The sequence below is a fragment of the Priestia sp. YIM B13552 genome (assembly GCF_042787775.1).
Lineage (GTDB): Bacteria > Bacillota > Bacilli > Bacillales > Bacillaceae_H > Priestia > Priestia megaterium_E.
In genome coordinates this window covers 1-22,931 of record NZ_JBHZOU010000001.1, presented here as the reverse complement: position 1 = coordinate 22,931, position 22,931 = coordinate 1, and the positions used below count along the sequence as shown (strand labels likewise).

Annotated in this window: 23 protein-coding genes, 1 pseudogene and 1 other annotated feature; of the genes and pseudogenes, 16 read left to right on the top strand and 8 right to left on the bottom strand. The window is 33.7% G+C overall.

Going from position 1 to position 22,931, the window contains the following annotated elements; genetic code table 11:
* Positions 1–430: 430 nt before the first annotated feature.
* The 3 genes from arsC to ACFX40_RS00110 are packed head-to-tail and all read right to left on the bottom strand — an operon-like array spanning position 431 to position 2,541.
* Complete coding sequence (arsC, locus tag ACFX40_RS00120; RefSeq protein WP_028410068.1) at positions 431–853, bottom strand: arsenate reductase (thioredoxin); 423 nt, start codon at positions 851–853, stop codon at positions 431–433.
* 23 nt (positions 854–876) lie between these two features.
* Entirely contained in the window at positions 877–2,175 is a 1,299-nt protein-coding gene (locus ACFX40_RS00115; protein WP_377253802.1) for an arsenic transporter, read from the bottom strand.
* Positions 2,176–2,193: 18 nt separating this feature from the next.
* Positions 2,194–2,541: an ArsR/SmtB family transcription factor gene (locus tag ACFX40_RS00110; protein WP_028410070.1), complete on the bottom strand. Its 348-nt coding sequence runs from the start codon at positions 2,539–2,541 to the stop codon at positions 2,194–2,196.
* Between the two features lie 407 nt (positions 2,542–2,948).
* Between ACFX40_RS00110 and ACFX40_RS00105 the strand changes: the two genes are divergently transcribed.
* Together ACFX40_RS00105 and ACFX40_RS00100 are read left to right on the top strand one after the other, a co-directional pair.
* Complete coding sequence (locus ACFX40_RS00105; protein WP_060745064.1) at positions 2,949–3,278, top strand: ArsR/SmtB family transcription factor; 330 nt, start codon at positions 2,949–2,951, stop codon at positions 3,276–3,278.
* Between the two features lie 50 nt (positions 3,279–3,328).
* Positions 3,329–3,757 (top strand): ArsI/CadI family heavy metal resistance metalloenzyme, encoded by a 429-nt coding sequence (locus ACFX40_RS00100; protein ID WP_377253800.1) that lies wholly within the window; start codon positions 3,329–3,331, stop codon positions 3,755–3,757.
* A gap of 630 nt (positions 3,758–4,387) precedes the next feature.
* Here ACFX40_RS00100 and ACFX40_RS00095 read toward each other — a convergent pair.
* Positions 4,388–4,585: pseudogene (locus ACFX40_RS00095) on the bottom strand (MerR family transcriptional regulator); the annotation flags it as partial.
* Positions 4,586–5,463: 878 nt separating this feature from the next.
* Here ACFX40_RS00095 and ACFX40_RS00090 point away from each other — a divergent pair.
* Positions 5,464–5,664, top strand: coding sequence for a cold-shock protein (locus ACFX40_RS00090; protein WP_028414801.1), 201 nt, complete (start codon positions 5,464–5,466; stop codon positions 5,662–5,664).
* A 269-nt stretch (positions 5,665–5,933) separates the two neighbouring features.
* On the opposite strand, the gene ACFX40_RS00085 is transcribed toward ACFX40_RS00090, so the two are convergent.
* Positions 5,934–6,137, bottom strand: coding sequence for a cold-shock protein (locus ACFX40_RS00085; protein WP_016763693.1), 204 nt, complete (start codon positions 6,135–6,137; stop codon positions 5,934–5,936).
* 640 nt (positions 6,138–6,777) lie between these two features.
* Here ACFX40_RS00085 and ACFX40_RS00080 point away from each other — a divergent pair.
* From ACFX40_RS00080 to ACFX40_RS00065, 4 genes are all read left to right on the top strand, one after another.
* Positions 6,778–7,632, top strand: coding sequence for a hypothetical protein (locus ACFX40_RS00080; protein WP_028410075.1), 855 nt, complete (start codon positions 6,778–6,780; stop codon positions 7,630–7,632).
* 124 nt (positions 7,633–7,756) lie between these two features.
* Complete coding sequence (locus ACFX40_RS00075) at positions 7,757–7,942, top strand: hypothetical protein (RefSeq protein WP_377253798.1); 186 nt, start codon at positions 7,757–7,759, stop codon at positions 7,940–7,942.
* A gap of 26 nt (positions 7,943–7,968) precedes the next feature.
* Positions 7,969–8,157: a hypothetical protein gene (locus tag ACFX40_RS00070; protein WP_013082641.1), complete on the top strand. Its 189-nt coding sequence runs from the start codon at positions 7,969–7,971 to the stop codon at positions 8,155–8,157.
* A gap of 180 nt (positions 8,158–8,337) precedes the next feature.
* On the top strand, positions 8,338–8,670 hold the full coding sequence (locus ACFX40_RS00065) for a hypothetical protein (protein WP_377253796.1): 333 nt from the start codon (positions 8,338–8,340) through the stop codon (positions 8,668–8,670).
* 192 nt (positions 8,671–8,862) lie between these two features.
* On the opposite strand, the gene ACFX40_RS00060 is transcribed toward ACFX40_RS00065, so the two are convergent.
* Positions 8,863–9,588 (bottom strand): ZIP family metal transporter, encoded by a 726-nt coding sequence (locus tag ACFX40_RS00060; RefSeq protein WP_377253794.1) that lies wholly within the window; start codon positions 9,586–9,588, stop codon positions 8,863–8,865.
* 185 nt (positions 9,589–9,773) lie between these two features.
* Here ACFX40_RS00060 and ACFX40_RS00055 point away from each other — a divergent pair, with 185 nt between their 5' ends.
* Entirely contained in the window at positions 9,774–10,217 is a 444-nt protein-coding gene (locus tag ACFX40_RS00055; RefSeq protein ID WP_377238059.1) for a hypothetical protein, read from the top strand.
* 315 nt (positions 10,218–10,532) lie between these two features.
* Here the strand turns inward: ACFX40_RS00055 and ACFX40_RS00050 are convergent, their stop codons facing one another.
* On the bottom strand, positions 10,533–11,909 hold the full coding sequence (locus ACFX40_RS00050) for an amino acid permease (protein ID WP_098792273.1): 1,377 nt from the start codon (positions 11,907–11,909) through the stop codon (positions 10,533–10,535).
* Positions 11,910–11,952: 43 nt separating this feature from the next.
* Positions 11,953–12,167: a binding site (T-box leader), on the bottom strand.
* 478 nt (positions 12,168–12,645) lie between these two features.
* Between ACFX40_RS00050 and ACFX40_RS00045 the strand changes: the two genes are divergently transcribed.
* The 8 genes from ACFX40_RS00045 (at position 12,646) to ACFX40_RS00010 (ending at position 20,408) form a co-directional block, all read left to right on the top strand.
* Positions 12,646–12,879, top strand: a complete 234-nt coding sequence (locus ACFX40_RS00045; protein ID WP_098333353.1) for a hypothetical protein — start codon at positions 12,646–12,648, stop codon at positions 12,877–12,879.
* Positions 12,880–13,128: 249 nt separating this feature from the next.
* A complete protein-coding gene (locus ACFX40_RS00040; protein ID WP_098333352.1) occupies positions 13,129–13,560 on the top strand; it encodes a VOC family protein in 432 nt (143 codons plus the stop codon).
* A 610-nt stretch (positions 13,561–14,170) separates the two neighbouring features.
* Positions 14,171–15,787: an FAD-dependent monooxygenase gene (locus ACFX40_RS00035; RefSeq protein WP_377238063.1), complete on the top strand. Its 1,617-nt coding sequence runs from the start codon at positions 14,171–14,173 to the stop codon at positions 15,785–15,787.
* Between the two features lie 1,369 nt (positions 15,788–17,156).
* Positions 17,157–18,032 (top strand): AraC family transcriptional regulator, encoded by an 876-nt coding sequence (locus tag ACFX40_RS00030; protein WP_098791495.1) that lies wholly within the window; start codon positions 17,157–17,159, stop codon positions 18,030–18,032.
* A 346-nt stretch (positions 18,033–18,378) separates the two neighbouring features.
* Positions 18,379–18,864: a YrvL family regulatory protein gene (locus ACFX40_RS00025; protein ID WP_279620694.1), complete on the top strand. Its 486-nt coding sequence runs from the start codon at positions 18,379–18,381 to the stop codon at positions 18,862–18,864.
* Between the two features lie 151 nt (positions 18,865–19,015).
* On the top strand, positions 19,016–19,192 hold the full coding sequence (locus ACFX40_RS00020) for a hypothetical protein (protein ID WP_279620693.1): 177 nt from the start codon (positions 19,016–19,018) through the stop codon (positions 19,190–19,192).
* Between the two features lie 82 nt (positions 19,193–19,274).
* The gene (locus ACFX40_RS00015; RefSeq protein WP_377238057.1) at positions 19,275–19,667 is read left to right on the top strand and encodes a hypothetical protein; all 393 of its coding nucleotides are present in this window, start codon (positions 19,275–19,277) and stop codon (positions 19,665–19,667) included.
* Between the two features lie 156 nt (positions 19,668–19,823).
* Positions 19,824–20,408, top strand: a complete 585-nt coding sequence (locus ACFX40_RS00010) for a cysteine hydrolase family protein (RefSeq protein WP_377238056.1) — start codon at positions 19,824–19,826, stop codon at positions 20,406–20,408.
* A 141-nt stretch (positions 20,409–20,549) separates the two neighbouring features.
* Here ACFX40_RS00010 and ltrA read toward each other — a convergent pair whose 3' ends face one another.
* On the bottom strand, positions 20,550–22,199 hold the full coding sequence (gene ltrA, locus ACFX40_RS00005; RefSeq protein WP_377253792.1) for a group II intron reverse transcriptase/maturase: 1,650 nt from the start codon (positions 22,197–22,199) through the stop codon (positions 20,550–20,552).
* Positions 22,200–22,931: the final 732 nt, after the last annotated feature.

The window sequence follows — 22,931 nt, the reverse complement described above, 5'->3', positions numbered from 1 at the left end:
CGATTGTTATTACGTTTACAATAAACGCCAAGGTATTTCGATAAAGAATAAGAGTTGGCTCAAATGTTTTTGCTCCGTGCGAGAAAATTTTGTGTTTAACTGTCTTAGTTTGTTCTGGTGTTCCTTTATTCATCTCTAAACCCTTAGTATCGAACAAATGTTCCTATTGTGTAATCATACAATAAATGCATCTAATTGTAAAGGCGAAAGTTTTTCTGCAAACTAGCTAAAAGAATATCTTATATTTATAAAAAGCAAGTTTATACTTTCATATAAGTTAAATTAAATAAGAACCATTTTTAAATTTTTATGTACATGAATCTACCAATCTGATTAGACTAATGACGTATTCCTCATATTCCTAGTTACTATAAAACAGATTTTAGGAAGAAATAAAGCAGTCTATACAAATAGACTGCTTCTTGATTAATTATTTACCTGTTTCAGCAAAACGTTGAATACGTTCAGCAATTTCATCACGTACACGCTGGAAAAACGCCCATTTTTCTTCTTCTGTTCCTTCAGCTTTTGCTGGATCATCAAATCCCCAGTGTTCACGTTTCACATGGGGAGGCGTTACTGGGCAGTGATCTGCTGCATGGCCACATAATGTAACGACTAAATCCGCATTATTTAAAATTTCAGGGTCAATGACATCAGATGTTTGGTTTGAGATATCGACGCCAGCTTCTTTCATTGCTTTTACGGCGTTAGGATTTAATCCATGAGCTTCTAACCCTGCACTGCGTACATCCCATTCATCATTACTTAGATATTTTTTTGCCCATCCTTCAGCCATTTGGCTACGGCAAGAGTTACCTGTACATAAGAAATAAAGTGTTTTTTTAGACATGTGTAAAATCTCCTTTAAATGTGTTATGAAATAATTGATAACCAAATATATAAACCAACAAGCGTAATAAACAATGTTGGGATGGTTAAGATAATACCTGTTTTAAAATAGGTTCCCCAAGAAATCTTAACTCCTTTTGCCGAAAGAACGTGGAGCCATAAGAGAGTGGCTAGAGAGCCAATAGGTGTAATTTTTGGTCCTAAGTCCGAACCAATGACATTTGCATAAATCAAGGCTTCTTTAATTGTACCTGTTGCAGAAGTTGCATCAATGGCCAAAGCATCAATCATCACGGTTGGCATGTTGTTCATAATCGATGAAAGTATGGCTGCAATGAATCCCATGCCAATGGTTGCGGCAAACAATCCATGGTCAGCGGTTGCTTGGATGAGGCTTGCTAATACTTTAGTTAGCCCTACATTACGTAATCCATAGACAACAACATACATACCAATCGAAAAGAAAACAATCGCCCACGGAGCTCCTGCTAACACTTTTTTAGTGTGAACAGCGGGACTCTTTCTTGCTATTCCTAGGAATAAAACCGCAATAATACCTGCGATAATAGAAACAGGAATATCGAAAAACTCACCAATAAAGTAACCAAGAACTAAAATGAATAAAACGATTCCTGATAAACGGAACATTTTCTTATCTTTAATGGCTTCAACCGGTTTCTGTAAATCATCTAGATTGTATTTCTTAGGGATGCTTTTACGAAAGTACAAATATAAGACAACAATACTTGCCAAAAGTGAGAACAGATCTGGCACAATCATACGTGATGCAAATTCAGAAAAGCGAATACCAAAGAAATCAGCTGATACAATGTTGACCAAGTTACTTACTACAAGAGGTAACGATGTTGTATCTGCAATGAATCCACTGGCGATAATAAAAGGGAAGACCATTTTATCTTCAAATTTAAGTGCTCGTACCATGGCAAGTACAATAGGTGTTAGAATTAAGGCTGCTCCATCGTTTGCGAATAATGCTGCTACTACAGCTCCAAGGAGGGATACATAAACGAACATGCGAACGCCATTGCCTCCTGCAGTACGCGCCATATGTAAAGCTGCCCACTCGAAAAATCCAATTTCATCTAAAATTAAGGAAATAATAATAACTGCAATAAACGTTAATGTTGCATTCCATACAATTTGAGTTACATCCAGCACGTCATGGAAATCAACCACACCTGCTAAAAGAGCTAATACTGCGCCTCCACATGCTGACCAACCAATAGACAAGTTCTTTGGCTGCCAAATGACAAAAATCAATGTCACTAAGAAGATGAGGGAGGCTACTATAATTGATATCACTTTACAGACCTCCTATTATTAGCAACAATTAATACGTAAACCTTGCTTTTCTAGTTCTTTTAATCGTTCATCTTCGCTTGGTAAAGAATCGAGTATATCAAGGACAAACTGATAATAGCTGTTTTCTTTATTTAAGGAATAGAAGATCCAATGTCCTTTTCGTCTTTCACTTACGAGTTCGATAGCTCTTAACTTCCGCAAGTGTTGGCTAATAGCCGGTTGACTTGCTTTATAAATTTCAACTAGCTCACAAACACAGCACTCGTTATTTTGGAGCAGCTTCATCATTGACAATCTTGTCTTATCTCCAAGCAGCTTCAGTATCTGTACTGCTTTTTCCACTTCTACCTGCGCTTTTACATCCATTATGACTCGCCTCCTTATTTTCAAATATAATTATATAAGTATTTTATTATATATTCAACAGAAATATACATTTTAAAAATTAATCAAAAAAAGTTGATTAATGCCTTGATTTATCTAAATTTTCCAGATATGATGAATACATCAAAAAAAATTGATTTATGAAAGTGAGGATGAAAGCAGTGAGAGTCAACAACTCTGGAAACTTATCTGTTACGTACTTTCGAGCCTATTTTCATTTAGTTATGAACACCCAAGGGATGGACCAGAAGGAAGCACAAAACCTAATCTTTCAGCGTTTTTTTCATCAAGATCCTATGCTAAGAGGGGAAACTACATATAGTAACTTTAAAAAAGCTGCCGAAAGCTTCGATCATTAAATCAAAAAAAGTTGATGAAGGAGAATGACAATGGAAACAGTTAAGGAAGGAAAGCACCCATTTAAACAGTACGAACAAAAATTTAAAGCACTTGCCGATCAAAAGAGATTAGAAATTATGTATGAGCTCTGCCAGCGAGGACAGACATGCGTATGTGATCTAACTGAATGCTTTGGAATGTCTCAATCTAAACTTTCCTATCATTTAAAGATTTTATTAGAAGCAAACCTTATCACAAAAGAAACGAAAGGGACATGGAGCTATTATGATTTAAATGATAAAGAGGTAAATCACCTGTTATCTGAGGAGCTTTGCTGCTTGTTTAGAAAAGATACAAGTAAAAGCGGCTCATGCTCGTAATTTACTACATTCAAAATAATATTGTTTATCATGCGGAGGAGGAAGTATAAATGAAATATGTTCATGTAGGAATTAATGTAACAAATCTAGAGGCGTCCATTGAATTTTATCAAAAGGTATTTGGCGTTCAACCTGTAAAAACGAAAGTAGATTACGCTAAATTCTTATTAGATGAGCCAGGATTAAATTTCACTTTAAACGTACGAGACGAAGTAAAGGGTAATCAAGTAAATCATTTCGGATTCCAAATAGAGACGCCTGAAGAAATCCATTCCCATAAATCACGATTAGAAAAAGAGGGCTTCTTTGCTCGTGAAGAGATGGATATGACTTGCTGCTATGCTGTGCAAGATAAGTTTTGGGTAACAGATCCGGACGGAAACGAATGGGAATTCTTTTATACGAAATCTGATAGTGAAGTTCACAAGAACAGCGATGGGCCAAATGAAAAGCTACCTGTAACTAATGCTTGTTGTTAATCATTAGTTAACATAAAACCATTTATCGGTAAAAATAAAAAGCAGACCTTTAATTAAAGATCTGCTTCTTTTCTTTAGCAAAAACTAAATATGTTCCCACTAAAAACATGATGTCCAAGCCTATAAACATTAACCAGTACGTTAAAGGGAAACTATAGGAAACTTTCATAACTCCAGTATTTCTATCTAATATTCTAACGGTGTAAGGAGTATATGCTGTCTTAATAGTTAAGTACGTTGATAAAGCTTGAGCAATAAGAACTATCCCTATTGCACATTTCATTATATTTCCTTCAGACTCATACATGTTTCTGTGTACAGTTTAACACAAAGGGGTTTACTTAATATGCTAGTTACCATAATCACTCTTTCAGGAACATATGAAAAAGAGAACCTTTATGGGAATAAGGGTTCTAACAGAGTCATTTTTATAAAATATAGACATCTTTATACGTCCCTTATGTATCAATGTTTCTCTCTAGGCTAAATAATAATGGAGTGCATAAAAGTCTTATCTTATATACATTTATAAAAAATCCGAATAAAAATAACCCAGTAAATATTGAATATAGAGATTGAGTAAGCATGAACAAAGACTAAAAGAACAAATCAAATTTACCTACTTTAAAATAAATCCTTACGCATTTCCCGTGTTCTAACACCATCTTCAATTTTTTCTGCAATGTCCATTAACCTTTCAATGTCGGAAAAGGAATACATTCGGGTACCTGAAGAGTTTCGTTTTGGAAAAATAAGCTCTCGCTCTTCATAATAACGAACTTGTCTTTCTGATAAACCTGTCATTTCAGTAACGATTTTTATAGTCATAACTTTCTCATCTAAATATGGATGATTTTTAGTCAAGATTATCCTCTCCTATTTCCATTCTTTATCAGTATATATGTTATTAACTTTTGGTTTGTATATAGAAATGAAGTTTATTAAAAATAGCACGTTATAAACACTTCTTGATGAAAGGCGTTTGTAGTTATTGAGAGTGACATTAGGTTAACTAATTTCAAAACAAGTGTTTCAAAATCAATAATAAGAAGAAAATAAGAGCTTCTAAATTGCTCAAATTTACGTCGAACTATTTATTTTATTATATGTAAAACCAAAGTTCATTCCCTCAGAGAGCGTTTCTCTGTATATTTGAAATATATTTTAATCTGATTACTAATAAAATATATGGATACGGTGCAACCTATATCATTCTATTCATTTTCATTCCTATAAATAAAAAGACTTGCTTTAGATAGAAAGCAAGTTTAAAGAAGGATAATCACTTTGGTGATTCCATTATAATTCAATGATTATAGTGAATCATTAAAATATGGTTAAAAATAAATTAAAAGTAAATTAATTCATTAAAAGTATTAATTAACCTTTTATTTAAGTTTCGTTAAAGCAATTTTATTAATTCCAATAAATTTTTTAACTTTATTCCTTTAGTGGTTGAATAAAGTTGAAAATTAGGAGTCCTTAAAAGTATACTTTTTCGAATGGGATAGCTTTTTAGTGAAGAATGGAAAAAAGCAATTATTTGCTATCAATATCTCTATGTGTTACACTATGTTTAACTTGTTTTTGTTCGGTATAAGATTGAGAGAAGAAAAACCTTAAACAGAAGTTTTTATCTTGAAATAGTATGATTGGGCAAGAGAGGTAATACATTTGTGGAATATTCCACAGCAGGAGGCAACATTATGACACAAGGTACAGTAAAATGGTTTAATGCAGACAAAGGTTTCGGTTTCATTGAAATCGAAGGCGGAGAAGATGTATTCGTTCATTTCAGTGCTATTCAAGGTGAAGGTTTCAAATCATTAGAAGAAGGTCAAAAAGTTACTTTTGATATCGAGCAAGGTCAACGTGGAGCACAAGCTGCTAACGTTCACAAAGCATAATTAAAAGTGATAACAAAAAGGACTCCTTATGAAGGAGTCTTTTTTTATGGTCTTATAATTAGAAAACCATGATTTATCTACTATTAGTTCAATAGAAAACCCAGGCTTTAAAAAAAGCCTGGGTTTTAGACAAGACGATCGATACAAGGTATAACTAGTTATAACATACAATAGAAATAGAAAGCAAATGCAAATAAATTAATTGTATTTTCAATTAAATTAAATAATTTATTAGTAATTTTTAATCTATGCGATAGCATTGGTACAAATTATCTTCGATGGGGATTAAGGGGGATTTTATTAATAAGCCGTTCTCCAGCTTCCATGTGATTTCCACACAAAGGGCATTTTTGGTGGTTGTCGTAAGAGAAATCTTTTCTCATCCAGCCCTTACAATCTTCTACCGTACATTCCCAAACCTCTGTTTGTTCTTGAGCTAAAGGTTCTTGATTTCTTTTGCCGTAATAATACATACTAACATCACTACTCCTCATATTACATTATAGCTTATAAAGGAGTAATAATCATTTATATCAATTAGTGTTTCTTACCATTTTATTTTCATGGAATAATGCACGGAATTTTTGATATGAGAATTTCTAAACACTTGGTAATAATGTTCATATCTTCCTCTTTTGCTTTTTAATTGTACCACTTACTGTAGTAGTACATCCCTAAACTAAGCCGCCAACGTAATGAGGGTTAGTTTAAAGATTAGTTTAATGGTGGAATCATTTCGCTTATCACCAGTAATCAAATGGTTATTTATAGGGACTTTCCAGAAGTTTCATGACTTGTTGGAGACTTGTATTTCGATTTATTATAAATAATAAAACTTCATTTTACCTCAAATCAAAATATATTGTCAATGAAAAATTTGTAATATTTTCAAAAAATGTTATAATAGTTTTACAATTGTTTTTTCGATCGTATTTCGAATTCCGCTGTGTTTTTTTCAGATAGAATTATGGATACATTTTTTCAATACCCTTTTTAAAATTGAAAAAAAACTCAAACAGTTGTGTGAGCTTTAAAGGTAAGTTAGTTGAATAAAATTATTAATTTACTATCTAATAGTAACCGAGTTTTTATTCTACAAGGAGGCCTAGAATAATGAATCTAATCAATAAGAAAGTTACACACAAGCTTTTTGGGATAGGCAGTATAGTTAAATGTAATGATTCTAGTATTGAAATACATTTCGCATCGGAAAATAAAAAGTTTGTTTTCCCCGATGTATTTGGAAAGCATCTAAAACTGCATGATAAAAGTGTTGCTCATTCACTCGAAAAAATTATAGAAAAAAAGGAAATGGAACACAACGAGGAAGAACGGAAGAAGGAAGAGGAAAAAAAGCTACAACGAAAAAACCAGGAACTTCGCTGGGGACTTGAAAAACTTATGAAAAATCATAAACTTCATTCTGAATCACAAATGGTTTTTTGGTGTGACACAGAAGAACAGAATAGTTCTTTTTTAGAGTGGAAGGTTTTTTCAGGTGTAATAAAAAGCGGTAATAACAAGGGGAAGCCAACCAAACCCATCCGTTTGCACCAAAATAGTGCTGTCTTGTTAACAGCAATAGATTCCAGTATGCCTGAAAAAGACAGACGTATCTTAGGCGTCTATATGGTGAATGAAGATTTTATCGGTAAGCTTTGTGAAGATGGATATATTCCTGCTCATTCAAAATACAGACTCCAGCTCACAGAACAGGAATCGGATCAGATGCCTTTCTGGAAATATTATGTAAATGAAAGAACGTCCCAAAAAATGACATGGAATACAGGTAAATACCGTTATTTTGATAATTTATGGATGGCTCAAATTTTGCTTGATATAGCTGAGTTGAAAAGTGACGCAAAGGAAAGAGAGCTGGCACAACAATTTTTTGAACATTTTTGTAAAATGAATCTGATAACAGCTGAGGAGTTACCAAAGCCTAATGGCGCATTGATGCGTATGTAAACGTTAGCCCAAAGATAATAGGAATGATTAAGGACTGACACATTTTTCTCACCCATCATTAATAGCGAACGCTCCTTGGCTCTGTTCGCTATTAAAAAGGCAAGAACAGAACGTAGGAGAGAAGATGGAAGATGAAGGATATAACGTGAAAATATTTAGTAATGGAAAAACAGTAACTATAAGAGTATCGAATGAATTAGTAACAACCTTAAAAAGTCATTATGTAAAAAACATGAAAAGATACTCTTATACGGTTACTAAATATCCAAGTATTTTTTTCTTTGAAGAAGAATTGATGAAACGAGAATGATAAGTAGATAATGAGGAGATACACCTATGCTTAAATTTAAAGTTATTTTCGAATTTATAAATGGCAGGACAAAGGAATTAAAATTCGAAGCCGCATCAAAGAAAGAAGTCATTAGTCATATAACAAAATATGAAAGATTCATTTCGAATGAAAAAGAGTTAGTGCACATCAATTTAAATAACGTGGTACAGTTTATGATTACAGAAGAAAAATAATAATAAAAACTAGGCATCTATTAATTGAGGTGCTTTTTATTTTAATAAATAGACTGATTTAAATTTAAATGACATTTCTGAGAGTAGTAATAAAATTGAGCGGTTAATTTTGATATATAATCAGATTAGCATTAGGCTTATAGCTAAATGGAAATATGACCCTAAGGAGATATCACAATAATGCAAGACCTAAAAAATAATAAACCGGCAGCAGCTTGGCAACAAAGAATGGAAGATGATGAAATTTTCACTGCAGAGAATATTAAAGCCACTGATAAAATCCTTGAGACCTATATGAATAGACTTAAAGGTTCTGTAGATAAAATGTCAGAACAAGATATCTTAGAATATGTAAAAGAGGTAGTTATAGGATTAAACGAATTAAATGAACAATTTGACTATTTCATTGAAACGTTAGAAAGAGAAGAACTTTGCGAGTTTATCATTAAAGCCGCAAATGCAGCTGGCTTAGAGACTGAAGAGGATATCACAGAAGAGTGGAGAGAGTGGTAACATACAGATGCTTACATATAAGAGAATGAAATATGGGTTCTAAGCAGTTATTTCTAGTTACCATAATCATGACTCTAGGAAGTAATGTAAAAGAAGAACATTGTATGAAATGTTCTTCTTTTATAAATGATCAGAGTGAGGTATAGCTGCATATATTTGCAGGTGTCTTTTTGACACTTAAACTTAATCATTCTAATGGCCATGAAAAAATGAAAGGGAATATTGATAAACATAAATAATTACGAATCCTAACAAAATTAATAGCCATACATGCAATTTCCTGAAGTGCTTGATGGTATTTCCAATTATTTCATGAAAGATAACAAAAGACAGTGTACCGATTGCTGCGCCAGTCGATAAAGCTTGTAGTTTAAGTGAGGAAACTTGTACACTTTCACCAATGAATAAACTGCCTCCTAAAGACAGCGACAGAATGGCTACAATTAGTAAAAAGAAGATGTTAGGTATTTTTGCTATAGAAAGGACTGTCATAATTGCCATCCCCTCTGGGACCTGATGTAAAAGGGTAGCTGCGAATACAGAAGCTGATTGGTGCATATCTGTTATTCCAAATGTAATACCTGTGATGACATTATGAAAAAAGATAGCAACCGTTAATAAGATAAGCGCCTGTAAGGGTGAAATTTCGCTGTTTTGTTTATGCAAAAAGAGGTCAACGCATAGCATGATGATATATCCGGCTACAATTCCTAATAAAACGCCTCTTAAATCATATAGATGCCAAGTAGACGGAAGGATATCAAAGAACAATAAGCCCAATAAGATTCCACCGCATATAGCATACATAAATTGGATTCTTCCCCTTGCCAAATGGTTTACTAATTTGAGAAGTCCTCCTCCTGCTAATAAACCCAGTAAAGAACCTAAAGTAAATAAGATATTCATTTCTATATGCATAATTGCTACTTCCTTTCCGCTACATGTTTTTTTACAACTAACCTATTCAAAGGAAGGGCAATCATACCTATGTTTTATAAATGGTTAAAAAAATAAAAGTACATGATATTAACTTGGGAGTGATTTTTAGGTAAATCACTAATAAAAAAGGACATACTAACGTTATCTAAAAAAGAGGTGTTGCTATGGAATCTCCTTTTGAAATGATAACAAATGTGGACAAGGTCGAAAATGCTTATTATATAGAAGTGAAACCAGGGGAGTACAACGCAAAGTATTGGAATAAAGAATCGGTCTATTTTGCTGATGAAGCTTTTGCTTATTTCTACACCACGATTTGCAAGTATGTGCCACAGTATCAACCTACCCAAGTGACAGAAATCAAAGCAGAAACATGGCTGAGGATCAGTAATCAGCTGCAAGAACTCGCGTATTTTTTGAGCACTAATCCGCCTATGATTAAACTAAAGAAATGGATTGATTTTAGCAAAGTAGAGGGAACGTACAAAGAGTTTGATCATCACAAAAACAAGTACATTCGTGAGTTAATTAACATGATTAACGAATTTACAGTGTGGATAACAAAGGCATGTCAAACACAATCGTACATCACCATTTTGGGCACTTAATGGGAATGGATGTTGCTTATTGTAATCTACAAGCTATGCAGAAAATGAAAGAAGTGCTCAAAACGAATATGGCATATTACGCTAAAGGGATAAACTACACTCACAGCGAAAACAACTATAAGGAGATGCAAAGAGTATCTTACACTTACCAGGCCTTGAAACCTCAGAGGCTTGGAATGAAGAGCAAAAATCCCAAAAACAAATCGTGAGTTACATCACTAAAAATGCTGTCAGATGAAGCAAGTGATTCTATAAATCAAAAAAGCTACTTTAAAAAGTAGCTTTTTTGATTTAAGTTTTTGAAGAATGTAAAATCTAATTGGTATCATTCGTTACTTCAAGGGAAGTAGGTTTGGTGTTCCTTTTGAAAAATGAAAGGATTACCATTACAAGAACGAATGCTACACAAACTATAGAGCTTAACCTATTCGCACTGTCTATGAGAAAGACTATGAAGCTAATAATTAATGTACATGCGGCAAAAAGCGTTAAATAAGGGAAGCCCCAAAGTTTAAAATATGGTTTTTCTTTATATTGAGGACGTAGCTTTAGCTGAGCTAAGCAAATACTAATCCATATAAGAGAAACTGTAAATCCAGGAATAGCTAATAAATAAGAAAAAGCTTTTTCAGGATACAAGTATACGAGGTACGTTCCCAATAATAAAAATAGGACACTGAAAGCTAAACTGTAAACAGGTACGCCTTGTTTATTTACATAGGACAAACTTTTAGGAGCATCTCCCGACTGAGATAAAGAATGAAGCATCCTTGTACAGCCATAAATACCTGAATTGGCTGCTGAAAGGACAGCTGTTAATAAAATAAAGTTCATAACATGAGAAGCCCCTTGAAGCCCGGCTGTTTCAAATACTTGGACAAAAGGGCTAGCATTTGCATCAATTTTATCCCATGGTATCAAGCCGCAGATAATAAAAATAGGCAAGGTATAAAACAGAACTACTCTCCACATAACGCCTTTAACTACCCCTGGTAAGACCTTTTCAGCATCTTTTGTTTCCGTAATAGTTAAACCAATGAGTTCTGATCCTCCATACGAGAAAATGACTACAAGTAATGTAGAAAAAACGGCTTTCCAGCCATTTGGCACAAAATCACTATAATTGTGAAGGTAATAAGAAGATGAATTATTACTTGGCATAATTCCAAATAGTATCGCTATACCTAATAAAATAAAAGCAATAATAACAAAGATTTTAATACCAGCAAACCAAAACTCAATTTCTCCAAAAGACTTTACGCTTGTAGCATTAATTAAAATAAGTACAATTGAACAAATGAGACAGAGAATCCATAAAGGAATAGAAGAAAACCAATATTGTAGAAAACTACCTGCAGCGATGACTTCAATAACGCACACAGTAAGCCACATAAAGCAATAGGTAGCTCCCGTTACAAAAGAAAAACGTCTTCCAAAAGCTTTTTGAATTAGATCTTTCATATTGTGAGATGGGTATACAATAGCCATTTCAGCCAAAGCTCCCATTACAATGAGAAGCAATAGTCCAGCAAATAGATACGAAAAGATAACCGAAGGTCCTGCTAATCCAATTGTATCAGCACTCCCTTTGAAAATTCCTGTCCCAATCATTCCTCCAATAGCAATCATTCGAATGTGTCGCGGTAATAACTGTTTTTTTAACGTATTCTTTGATGCGGTATTTTCTTTCATGATGCCCTCCTTTTAACATAAAAAAGTCCCTGCTGAATTATTCAGCAGGGACGAAAATTTCGCGGTACCACCCTATATTGTAAAAATATCTTACCTCTTAATTAGCATAACGGTTTTATCCGTCCTCTCTAAAACACCATTAGAAGAGGAAGCTCTAGGAGTGAATTTCATCTCTAATCTTTGTACTGACTTCCACCAATTATCAGCTCTCTATAACAGGGAGATTAGGATTACTTAAGATCCTATCTTAGCTTTTGTTTATTAAATTAAAGTGTATGTAATGTATATCATCTTAGTTAGTTTGAAATTAAATGTCAATATGTTTTTATCTATTTACAGCTATAAGAAGAGTTATTAGATTTTACATAAAAATAATAATTACTACTATTTAGTAGTTAATCATTCCTTTTTCACTCGTTTTTACTGTGATTGAATTATACGCTTTTCTATAATAGAAAACCTGCTGTGCAAACAAGAGTACAGTAGGTTTTCAAATCAGAATAAAAATGGTGAGAAAATATCTCAGTATCGTATTTTATCCTAAAGAATAGAACAAGGCAAGAGTTATTCTTTTCTTTTACAACATTTGAATTACACATATACCAAACCTTTAACAATAGGAATTTTAAAGCTTTGTTACTTTTTATAAGGTACATTGTCGTAACTAAAATTAAATAAGTAAGCCTATTTATGTTACAGTGTACATAGGAACATGTATGAGTCTGGAGGCAAGGTTATGAAACGTGCAATAGGTATATTTCTTATTGTTCAATCTTTATTAATGTACTTAACTATTAATAAAATTTATACTCCTAATATGACTACAATAGTAGAGAGAAATACGGGAGTTATGACAGTTTCATATAGTTACCCTCGGGTGTATTGGTCAAGTTTTATCGGTTTGGGTATTGTGCTTATATTGGGAACATATTTAGTTTTCGCTAAGGTAAAGAAGCAGATCTTTAATTAAAGGTCTGCTTCTTTTTCTACCAATAAAATTGTTTTATGGTAACTAGATTTGTATATGGTAGATATAGAAATCTACGTTTCCAGATATACATGTATCTTTTTTTCTTAATCAACTAACGCTGCAGGATAACCCAATGAATTTGTTGTATAGATACGTAGTAAGAGTTATGACTAAATCAAACATGAGTTCTTTTTTTATGTAACTGTGATTTATTAAAGTCTAACTAAAATTTTAAAAGAGGTGTTTTTAATGGTTTTAGGAATTTATCCTTATTTAGTTATGAACGGTAATGGACAAGAAGCTGTTAAATTTTACGAAAAAGCATTGGATGCCAAAGTTATTGGAGTTCAAACGTTCGGAGAAATGCCCGGAAATCCAGAATTCCCTACTCCTATAGAAGCAATAGACCGTGTAATGAATGCGCACTTAAAAGTTGGTGATAATGATTTGATGCTTTCTGACACATTCCCAGGTCAACCATACCAAATTGGATCACAAGTAACGGTAGCTATCGCCATAGACAGTATAGAAAAATCAAAAGAAGTGTTCGAAAAACTAAAAGAAGGTGGGCAAGTAGGAATGCCACTTCAAGAAACTTTTTGGAGCCCATCATATGGACAAGTAACAGATAAATTCGGTGTTACTTGGCAAATTTCCACACAAGCTGCTGATAATGAGTAATTAATAAAAAACTGGTATTTTTATTATTTCTAGAGTTCTTCTCCTTCAAGCTTTTCTTGGTTGAGTTCCGGAATGTGTTTTATGTTAACCAAGGATATGCATCACATATATCAAAAAAAAGAAAAACCCACCTGATTTGTCAGAGGTGGGCTTTTCTTTTTGCTAAATATTAAGGGTGTAATTGCTTGTTACTTACATATCATTTAATATTTTTGTAGATATTTATTATAACCTATCAAATCATTTTGAGAAAGCAAAAAATGAAAACGGTTACTTTATATTGAAACTAAAAGGTTTCTTTTCTATTTCATACTGATAAAATCCATTATGAGAACTGAACATGTATAAAATATAAGGATACAGACAGTAAGATAATACAGAATAGAATACATGTATAAAGTCAGGGAGTGTCTGTTGTTTCCATTAACATTAATGAGTATTCTTTTAAAAAATTATAGAAAAAAAACGCCCCTCATTTGGGGCGTACTCTATTATCATTATAAAACATAACCTAAAAACAGTCTACAATTTCATTTTTTTTTAGGTTATAGTTTGATTACTGAATTCAGTAAGACCCATGGGTACATTTAAAATTGAAAGGAAAATTTCTATGATACACAAACATGCTCCTGTTTTAATAGTAGGTGGAGGTCTTAGTGGACTTACCTCAGCTCTCTTTTTGGCACGTCATAACGTTGATTATTTACTGATTGAAAAACACACTGGTACAGCTATCCATCCAAAAGCCGGAGGGATTACATTTCGTACGATGGAAATATTTCGACAACTTGGATTGGAGGCAGCTATCCGGACTGCTAGCGAACCATTAGATAATATTCGTGGAAGGATTGCTGTAGAGACAATCAAAAGCATAGACACTGAGAAATTAGAAACTGCGGAGAACTCCCAAAAAGCTCTTGAGAAAGAGAGAATAGAAAATTTTGAAAAGGTGAGCCCTTCAAAGCCAGCATCTTGTTATCAAATGGAACTAGAACCTATCCTTCTTCAAACTGCTAAAGAAGGAAAAGGGCATATACGCTATAATACTGAACTTATAGAGTATCAACAAGACGATTTAGGAGTAACAGCCACTATAATAAATCGAGAGACAGGAACGAAAGAAAGGATTCGAAGTGATTATTTAGTTGCAGCAGATGGCGCTAAAAGCACAATTCGTCAATATACAAAAATTCCAACTACAGGAAGAGGAGTCATTGGCGGACATTATATTAACATCTATTTTCAGGCTGATCTAAGTCGCTTTCTAAAACCTAGCCAGTTTGGCTGGATTCAAATCCTAAACCCAGAAGTATTTGGCGCGCTCATCACCGTTAACAATCGTGATGAATGGATTTACCACGTGGCCTATAATCCCTCAAATGGAGAAAGTCCAGAAGATTTTTCTGAAGAGCGATGCTGTGAGATTTTAAAAAAAGCTATAGGAGTTTTAAATCTTGATATTGTCATCTTCAGTATTTTACCGTGGGCAGCTGCAGAAAAGACAGCCACTCGTTTTCAAGATAATCGAGTATTTCTAATTGGAGATGCAGCTCATCTTATGCCACCTACCGGAGGATTTGGTTCGAATACAGGTATTCAAGATGCTCATAATTTAGCTTGGAAGCTGGCTGCAGTGATACACAAACAAGCTCATCCACGATTGCTCCAAACTTATCATGATGAGAGACACTATGCTGTAGAATTAACAACGAAATATGCCAGTGATTTGTTATTTAGTGTTATGGAGAAAGGTGTAAGCACCCTCAATAGTATGGACCATACTGCAGTTACTGTAGGGTATAAATATAACTCAACAGCAATTATTAAGGAAAACTCCGATACACCACATAGAATGGATCAATTAGAACTAAACGGAAGACCAGGTACTCGTGCTCCACATATGTGGTTGAAGTACCAAGGTAAGCGTATATCTACCTTAGATCTAATAGGTGAAAATTTCATCTTATTTACGGGGAAAGATAATAGCCTTTGGCGCACTGCTGCCCGGAATGTATCTTCTCAATTAGGTGTTCCTATTAATGTTTATAGTATCGGTTTACAAGGAGATTGTGTTGAGTGTGAGGATAGCTGGGAAGCAGTGTACGATGTTACCTCTCAAGGAGCTGTATTGATAAGACCAGACGGTTTTGTAGCATGGCGTACAAAAGAGGGGGAATCAAACCCTCATCTAATTCTTAAGCAGGTCATGACTAGCATACTATGGTAAATAAACAAAAAATATATAATCATTTAATGTTAATATATTTTTGATAAGATAAATTCAATCAAAAATACAATAAAAACTTATTTTGTATGAAAGAGTAAATATATAAACTTCATTCTGAAAAATATAGTTTTATTATTTACTCTAGAGGACGACAAATAGACATTTTTTCTACAAATGATTACAGTTCTAAACCGCAGAATCTCAATTATTATTTAACAGTTATATCTTTTACTGCAACTTTCTTGACTCTAAAAAGGTTTACTTTTATAGACTTATAGTTTTTTATTTTATAGAACTTCTAATTATTTTAGACCTTGTTAAAAAAAACAAAAAAGAGCCAGCAAACTCGAAGTTTGCTAGCTTTTTATATTATATTACTCGTTTTTTCTAAACGTTTTTCGAAACCAAAAGATTAATCCAAATAAAACCAAAAGAGTAATAACAACTCCTGGTATTCCAAAACTATTTAACATAGGTATTCTCCTTTGTAACCATTATTTTAGATTTACTGTAAAGGTACCGCCAGAATGTTCAACAGTAACAGTACACCATGTTGAGGCATAAGCAACAACTGCAGTGTATCTTTTATTTGTAGTTAATGTTGTATTTTCACCTGAAGTGGAAAGTGTACCAGAATATACTTTACCAACGCCTCCACTACCAACTAATCCGTAAGCATTGTTATATACTACTGTTTTTATAGAGGATACTTTACTTGCTCCTGCTGTTGTAGTTGTTTTTAAATTAGATGCGCTAAAACTTTAATTAACGACATTTCGGATATCGTCTTTAATCGCGCCACTTACTTTTATCGTAACAACATCAGATGAGTTGATCCAGAAATACTTTTTGAAGCAAACGAAGTCATTTCTTCAGGTTTTTTAGCGTACATTTCAATAAAAATTTGATCTTTTGCTGAAAATGGTTCTTCCATAGAGTATTCTTTATCAATTCTTTCAAAGTTAGCAATCACTTCATCTTGAGTTAAATTTGCTAATTCTTCTTTGTACGCTTGTTTTTGATCTTCAACAGTTATTTAATCGGAAGCAGCATTGACCTCAAAATTAAATGTAAGATCTACCACGAAAATAAATGGCATCGCTAAAACTAAAAATTTCTTCAATAAAATGATTCTCCTAATTTAATTCTTCTAGAACACAGTTAAATGATATATTAATTAAATGTGTAAATAAATAGTATTACCGTTAAGAAATTGTAAAATTTTGTTGTATAATGAATGTTTTTTGTATAGATGAGTTAGTTCTAGTTCGTAAGAACTAATGAAGAGAAAAACCTACATAATTGTGCATGAAATGTCGGATAGCTCTATTTGAATCTTGCTATTCTAATGATAAGGGAGGTCATATAAATGGATTCGCTTAAAAATATGAACAGAGCTTTACACTATATCGAAGAAAATTTAACTAACGATATAGATTTTAAAGAAGTAGCAAGGCTAGCTCTTTGTTCTGAGTATCATTTTAAAAGGATGTTTTCTTTTCTTGCAGGTATTACTTTGTCAGAATATATTCGTCGAAGACGTCTTACCCTTGCAGCATTCGAACTTAAAGATAATAACATGAGGGTGATTGATGTTGCGGTCAAATATGGATATAATTCACCAGATTCTTTTACCAGAGCTTTTCAAAGCTTACATGGTATAACTCCTTCAGAAGCCAAGAAGAATAGCTATTCACTTAGAGCCTATTCACAAATGACCTTTCAGCTATCAATTAAAGGAGGAAATGAAATGAACTATCGTATTGAAGAAAAAGAGGCATTTCATATAGTCGGCATCAAAGAAAGAGTACCTATAATTTTTCATGGAGTTAACCCACGGATTGCTGCTATGTGGGAAAGCTTGAATAATGAAACCATAAATGAACTAAAAAAACTTTCTAATGTTAAACCATTAGGATTGCTTAGTGCATCTGTGAATTTTTCTGAAGGACGAATGGAGGAAAAAGGGGAGCTTGACCATTATATTGGTGTAGCAACAACTAAAGATTGTCTTGGTAATTTGATACAGCTTGAAGTACCTGCTTCAACATGGGCTGTATTTGAAGCAGTCGGTCCATTCCCTGATACTTTACAAGATGTATGGGGGCGAATTTATTCCGAATGGTTTCCATCCTCACATTATGAACAAGTAAAGGGACCAGAAATTTTATGGAATGAACATAAAGATGTGACCTCACCAACTTTTAAAAGTGAAATATGGATACCAGTGTTGAAAAAGAAATGATCATTCAATAATAAACATTTTTTATGTAGAGCAAAGGGAGGTCACAAATATGACCTCCCTTTTCTAATTTATAGCTTTGTGTAATAGTGGTTATGTTAAGTAAATGATAGAGTATCTTATTAAATTTATTAGTTTTATCCTTTATATAAAATGACGACAAATAGCTTCTTGATCCTTCTCTATTTCGATTAATATCTAGGTAAATCAATTATATTTGTATACCCCTGAATTTATAAAATTTCACTATGTATTTATTATAATTTGATCTACATTTTCCCCTTGGATAATTAAGGTAATATTTAGTAAAATAAATATAGTGAAGAAAAATTAGCAGCAAGGGATGTGAATGTTTACCTTGAAAGCAAAGAAAACTGGCCCCTCTCACAATATATCTAATTTTTTTGTTAAAGCATTTACTGTTATTTTTATAACTTTAATTATTATTATTGCTATTTTATTAATGTTAGGAGCATTTGTGTTTGGATTTATTGGTTTATTTGAAATATTTGGGGTGCAATACGATTCATTTCTATCTCTATTAATATTCCTATTAATGTTTTTTATTATTGGGTTTATAGTTGATTTATTATCAATATTTCTCATTAATACATTTTCCCAACAAATTAAAAACTCTAAAAGAAAATTCCTTGTGAGACTGGTTATTGACTGTAGCTTTTCTTGGTTTTCTATACATACTGCTGATGAATTAATTAGAAGCATCACTATTCCCTCTATAACTGAGCTTATAGCTGTTTTTCTACTCTTTTTGTTAGAAGTGATAATGGATATGAATAGCAAAGGAGAACGTAATAAGAGCTCACTGATTCCTTGAAGTCTTTGGGGTTCTGGTGCAAAGATTGCTTCAACCTAAAAGACCACTTTTCATAAATATAGTTATAAGGAAAGAAAGTAATGTACATTATGCTTTATATTTCATAACACTGGTTCCAATTGTTTGGTCAATATTCAAGGGAGGGATGTTAATGAAAAATATGTCGAAACATCATGATATCCAACGAAAATACAGAGAAAAGACACAAAACAAACAAGAATTAAACACTTATGCCAGAGGTTGGTTCTTGTTCATTTTATTTGCTGTCCTTTTCGTAGTATGTGGTTATTTTTTTGGCGGAACGTTTATGCCTTATCGAACAATGTAGGAAAATGAAGGTTAATATTTTTATAGTATTATACATTAATGTCATAAAAAGCACCCCTAACATACATATAGGAGAATAAAAGATGGATTCTAAGCAATTATTTTTAAGAGAAATACATAATATTATCAAAGAATATTCAGAAATAGTGGAACAATTAAAACAACCTCCTAAGGAATTACCGTGGGAAGAATTCAATTTAACTAAAGATGAAATGAATTCTTTAGAGACCCAGGAATTCACAGATGAAAGTATTAGTGCAATTGAAAAAATCGTAAGAGATAATATAATGGGCGCCTTTCATAGTGCTTTTTGTTTACTTGATGGAGTAAGTGATCCTGTATTAGAAAATGATGATGACATGTGGTTTGGCTTAAAGTTGGTGGAAAAGCAGGAGGAGGACGAAGAAGATTTTTTACATGATGAATTATATAGTTCATATTGGGATTGGCGAGAGTCGAATAATAAAAATAAGTAGATAGCTATAAAAGCCCTTGAAAAGGGCTTTTTATTATGTTAATATCGATAATACCAATTATCGGAAGTTAAGAAACTTAAATTAAATTCTTATTTTTAATACACCAATCTAACATAAATGTTAAAATATGTAGAAAACACTTAAGGAGAACTACATATGAGAGAAGATTTTAGCAATACAGCATTGATTGTCATTGACGTTCAAAAAGCTTTTGAAGATGAAAAATGGGGAACAAGAAATAACCTTAATGCTGAGGAGAATATCCAAATTCTTTTAAAAACATGGCGAGAAAAAGAAAACCCAATTATACATATCCAGCACTTATCTGATAACGATCAATCCATTTTCCACCCTAGTAAACAAAGTTCAGATTTCAAAGATATTGCAGTTCCAGTTAAAAACGAAACAATTTTTAAAAAGAAAGTAAATAGTGCTTTTATAGGAACTGGACTTGAGAATCATTTGAAAGAAAACAAAATAGAAAAAGTTGTAATAGTAGGGTTAACAACTCAACACTGTGTATCAACTACTACTCGAATGAGTGGTAATTTAGGATTTGAAACATATCTAGTATCAGATGCAACAGCTGCATTTGCAATAAAAAGTGCAGATAATACATATTATTCAGCTGAAGAAATACATAATGTATCATTAGCAACTTTAGACGATGAGTTTGCTACGGTTTTAACAACTAAAGAATTAATCGAAAAGCTAGAGCTAACCGAAAAAATACAGTCTTAAGAGTTTTGTTTTAAGTGTATACGATATACAAACGTAGTTAAGTCGGGTAGGCAGGCACTCTCACGAACGCCCGCCCCCCTAAGAACCGCACGTGACAGATTTCCCGTCATACGGCTCAAGCCTTCTTTTTATCCGAACAACTTATTTAATACATGGTACATGTACTAATTTAGCCAATTTACCTGTAGAAACCTCTAGGTTTCGCACTGTAACTTTCTCTCCATTTTGTAGAGTCTGCTTACACAATGCACAACGATATCCTTGTTTCCTTGCGAGTTTCATCCTATCTAAAGTATTTTCGCTATTAAAGACCTTACGGTCTCGCTTTTCCCAATAATCTTTTAGATTCGGATCATCTGGACTGTTCTTGTAGGCTACCATGACATGTCGTTCTATTTTAATCCAAGACATCTTCAACAATTGAATATTAGTAAGTGGACATGTGAGAATCCATTTGTTATTTCCGCCATGGTGGGGTTTCTTAAAATAGCGCTTATTAATCCACTTCCAAGACTTCCTTGGATGCAATTGTCTAAGGTGTTTCCTTATTTTCAAGAAGACGTAGTTGTCTATATAACCAAACGTCTTTTTAGAAACGACATGTTTCCAATACTGTCCGTAACCACGAATAATTGGGTTTAAAACACGTATTAGTTCTTTTACTGGTCGTCCTCGCATCACTGCGAACGTATCTTTTATCTTGCTTTTTGCTTTTCTGATACTGTCTTTACTGGGTTTGATTAATAACTTATTGCCTTGTTCCGTTTTGTATTGTCGGAGTGAAAAACCAAGGAAATCAAACCCACTCTCGATATGTGTAACTCTGGTTTTATCTTCACTCAATTTAATTCCTCGCTTTTGTAAGTAAGGATTGAGTTTCTGATACATACTTTCAGCTTGTTCCTTCGTTTCCGTTACGATGACGAAGTCATCTGCGTAAAGAATACGTCCTATTTTACATTTGGGATCGGTTTTATATCTTCCATTTGATTTGTGTGTCTTTCTATAGAAGATACCAATCTCTTCTTCCATTCCACATAACGCAATATTGGCCAGAAGAGGGGACACAATACTTCCCTGAGGAGTTCCCTCTGTTGTTTTATGGAGCATATCCTGCTCTATGTATCCCATTTTGAGCCATCTTTTAATAATAGTATTTCCTGAGAATGAAGATGTTTGTTCTACTATCCAATTATGATTAAGATGGTCAAAACATCCTAAAAAGTCTCCTTCAAATACCCACTTTTTCTTACTATTTGTGTTCAGCTTGTTAAAGAGGTTACTTATAGCATCATGTGTGCTTCGTTTAGGACGAAAACCATAGGAAGTGGCTTCGAATCTAACTTCCCATTGCGGTTCCAGTGCGTTCTTTACTACGTTTTGATACACTCGATCTCGTATCGTCGGAATACCGAGAGGTCTTAGCTTCCCATTTTTCTTAGTGATAAACGTTCGTTTCGCTGGCTTTGGGCGATGCTGAAAGACATTATATCTTAACAGTTGTTGATATAGTGTGATACGTTCATTTGGTTTTAAGACCGTATAGCCGTCTACACCAGGTGTTCGCTTTCCGGTATTTTGTTGCGTCACTCTGCGAATAGAGAGTAATAGATTTGCTTTACTCCTAAGGAGTAAACGTTGAAGTTTTCTTACTCTTCTTTGTTGATTCTGTTGTTCGGCACGATAAATTCTTTGTCGTAACTTCGTTACATATTTTTGTACAGTATTCCAATCAATAGAGTACCAACCTTTATGCGAGACGTGCGCCGACGCTCGTAGAGAGGTATTCATAACAGCACGCTCCTTTTCGTTAGAAGATAGCCACAAATTTATTTTCGTGTTGAAGACCCATGAGAAGTGGGCGCTCTTTCGAGCCTGTCATTGTTTATAAAGATGACAGTATCCGTCCAGTTATACAATGCTTCTGCTTTCCTGTCCCTTTTCAGGGTAACGGCTTTCGCTTTTTCTCATATCCCATACCCTCTGCCACATCGTTCGACTTTGCAGTCATCCTACTGCTTATGCAGATGACATAGGGCTTACCAAGTTCCACATTCTACAGATACGATAGGGGGAGGTAGGTTCTTTACTCCGGGTAAGATGCGGGACGCATCAGAGTAGCATTATGATTCTACTTTTCCTCTTACCAAGACCCAAGCCGATCTATGCATTATCTTGAGCTAAGAGTAACGAAGCTTACAGACCTTCACTTTCGTTTACCATGCCTATCTTCTCCTAGCAGTATTCTGGACCATGCATTTGTCCTCTGTTTCCGCATTTCCTCATGCAACCGACAAACTCGTTACCAAGCATGCCGTTTTGGATGGAGATCATCTCTACGTCTGGATGAGTAGCGTTAGCTACACTGTAAGAAAGCGACTTCTTGTCGCACCATAATCACTCTTTCCGGAACACATCACAAAAAAGAACCCTTGTCGCAGAACAGGGGACTGCACCCTGTTTGTGAGACAGGACTCAAAGCACCTTTTAAACAGCCAGCTGCCGGTATTGTACTGGTGACTG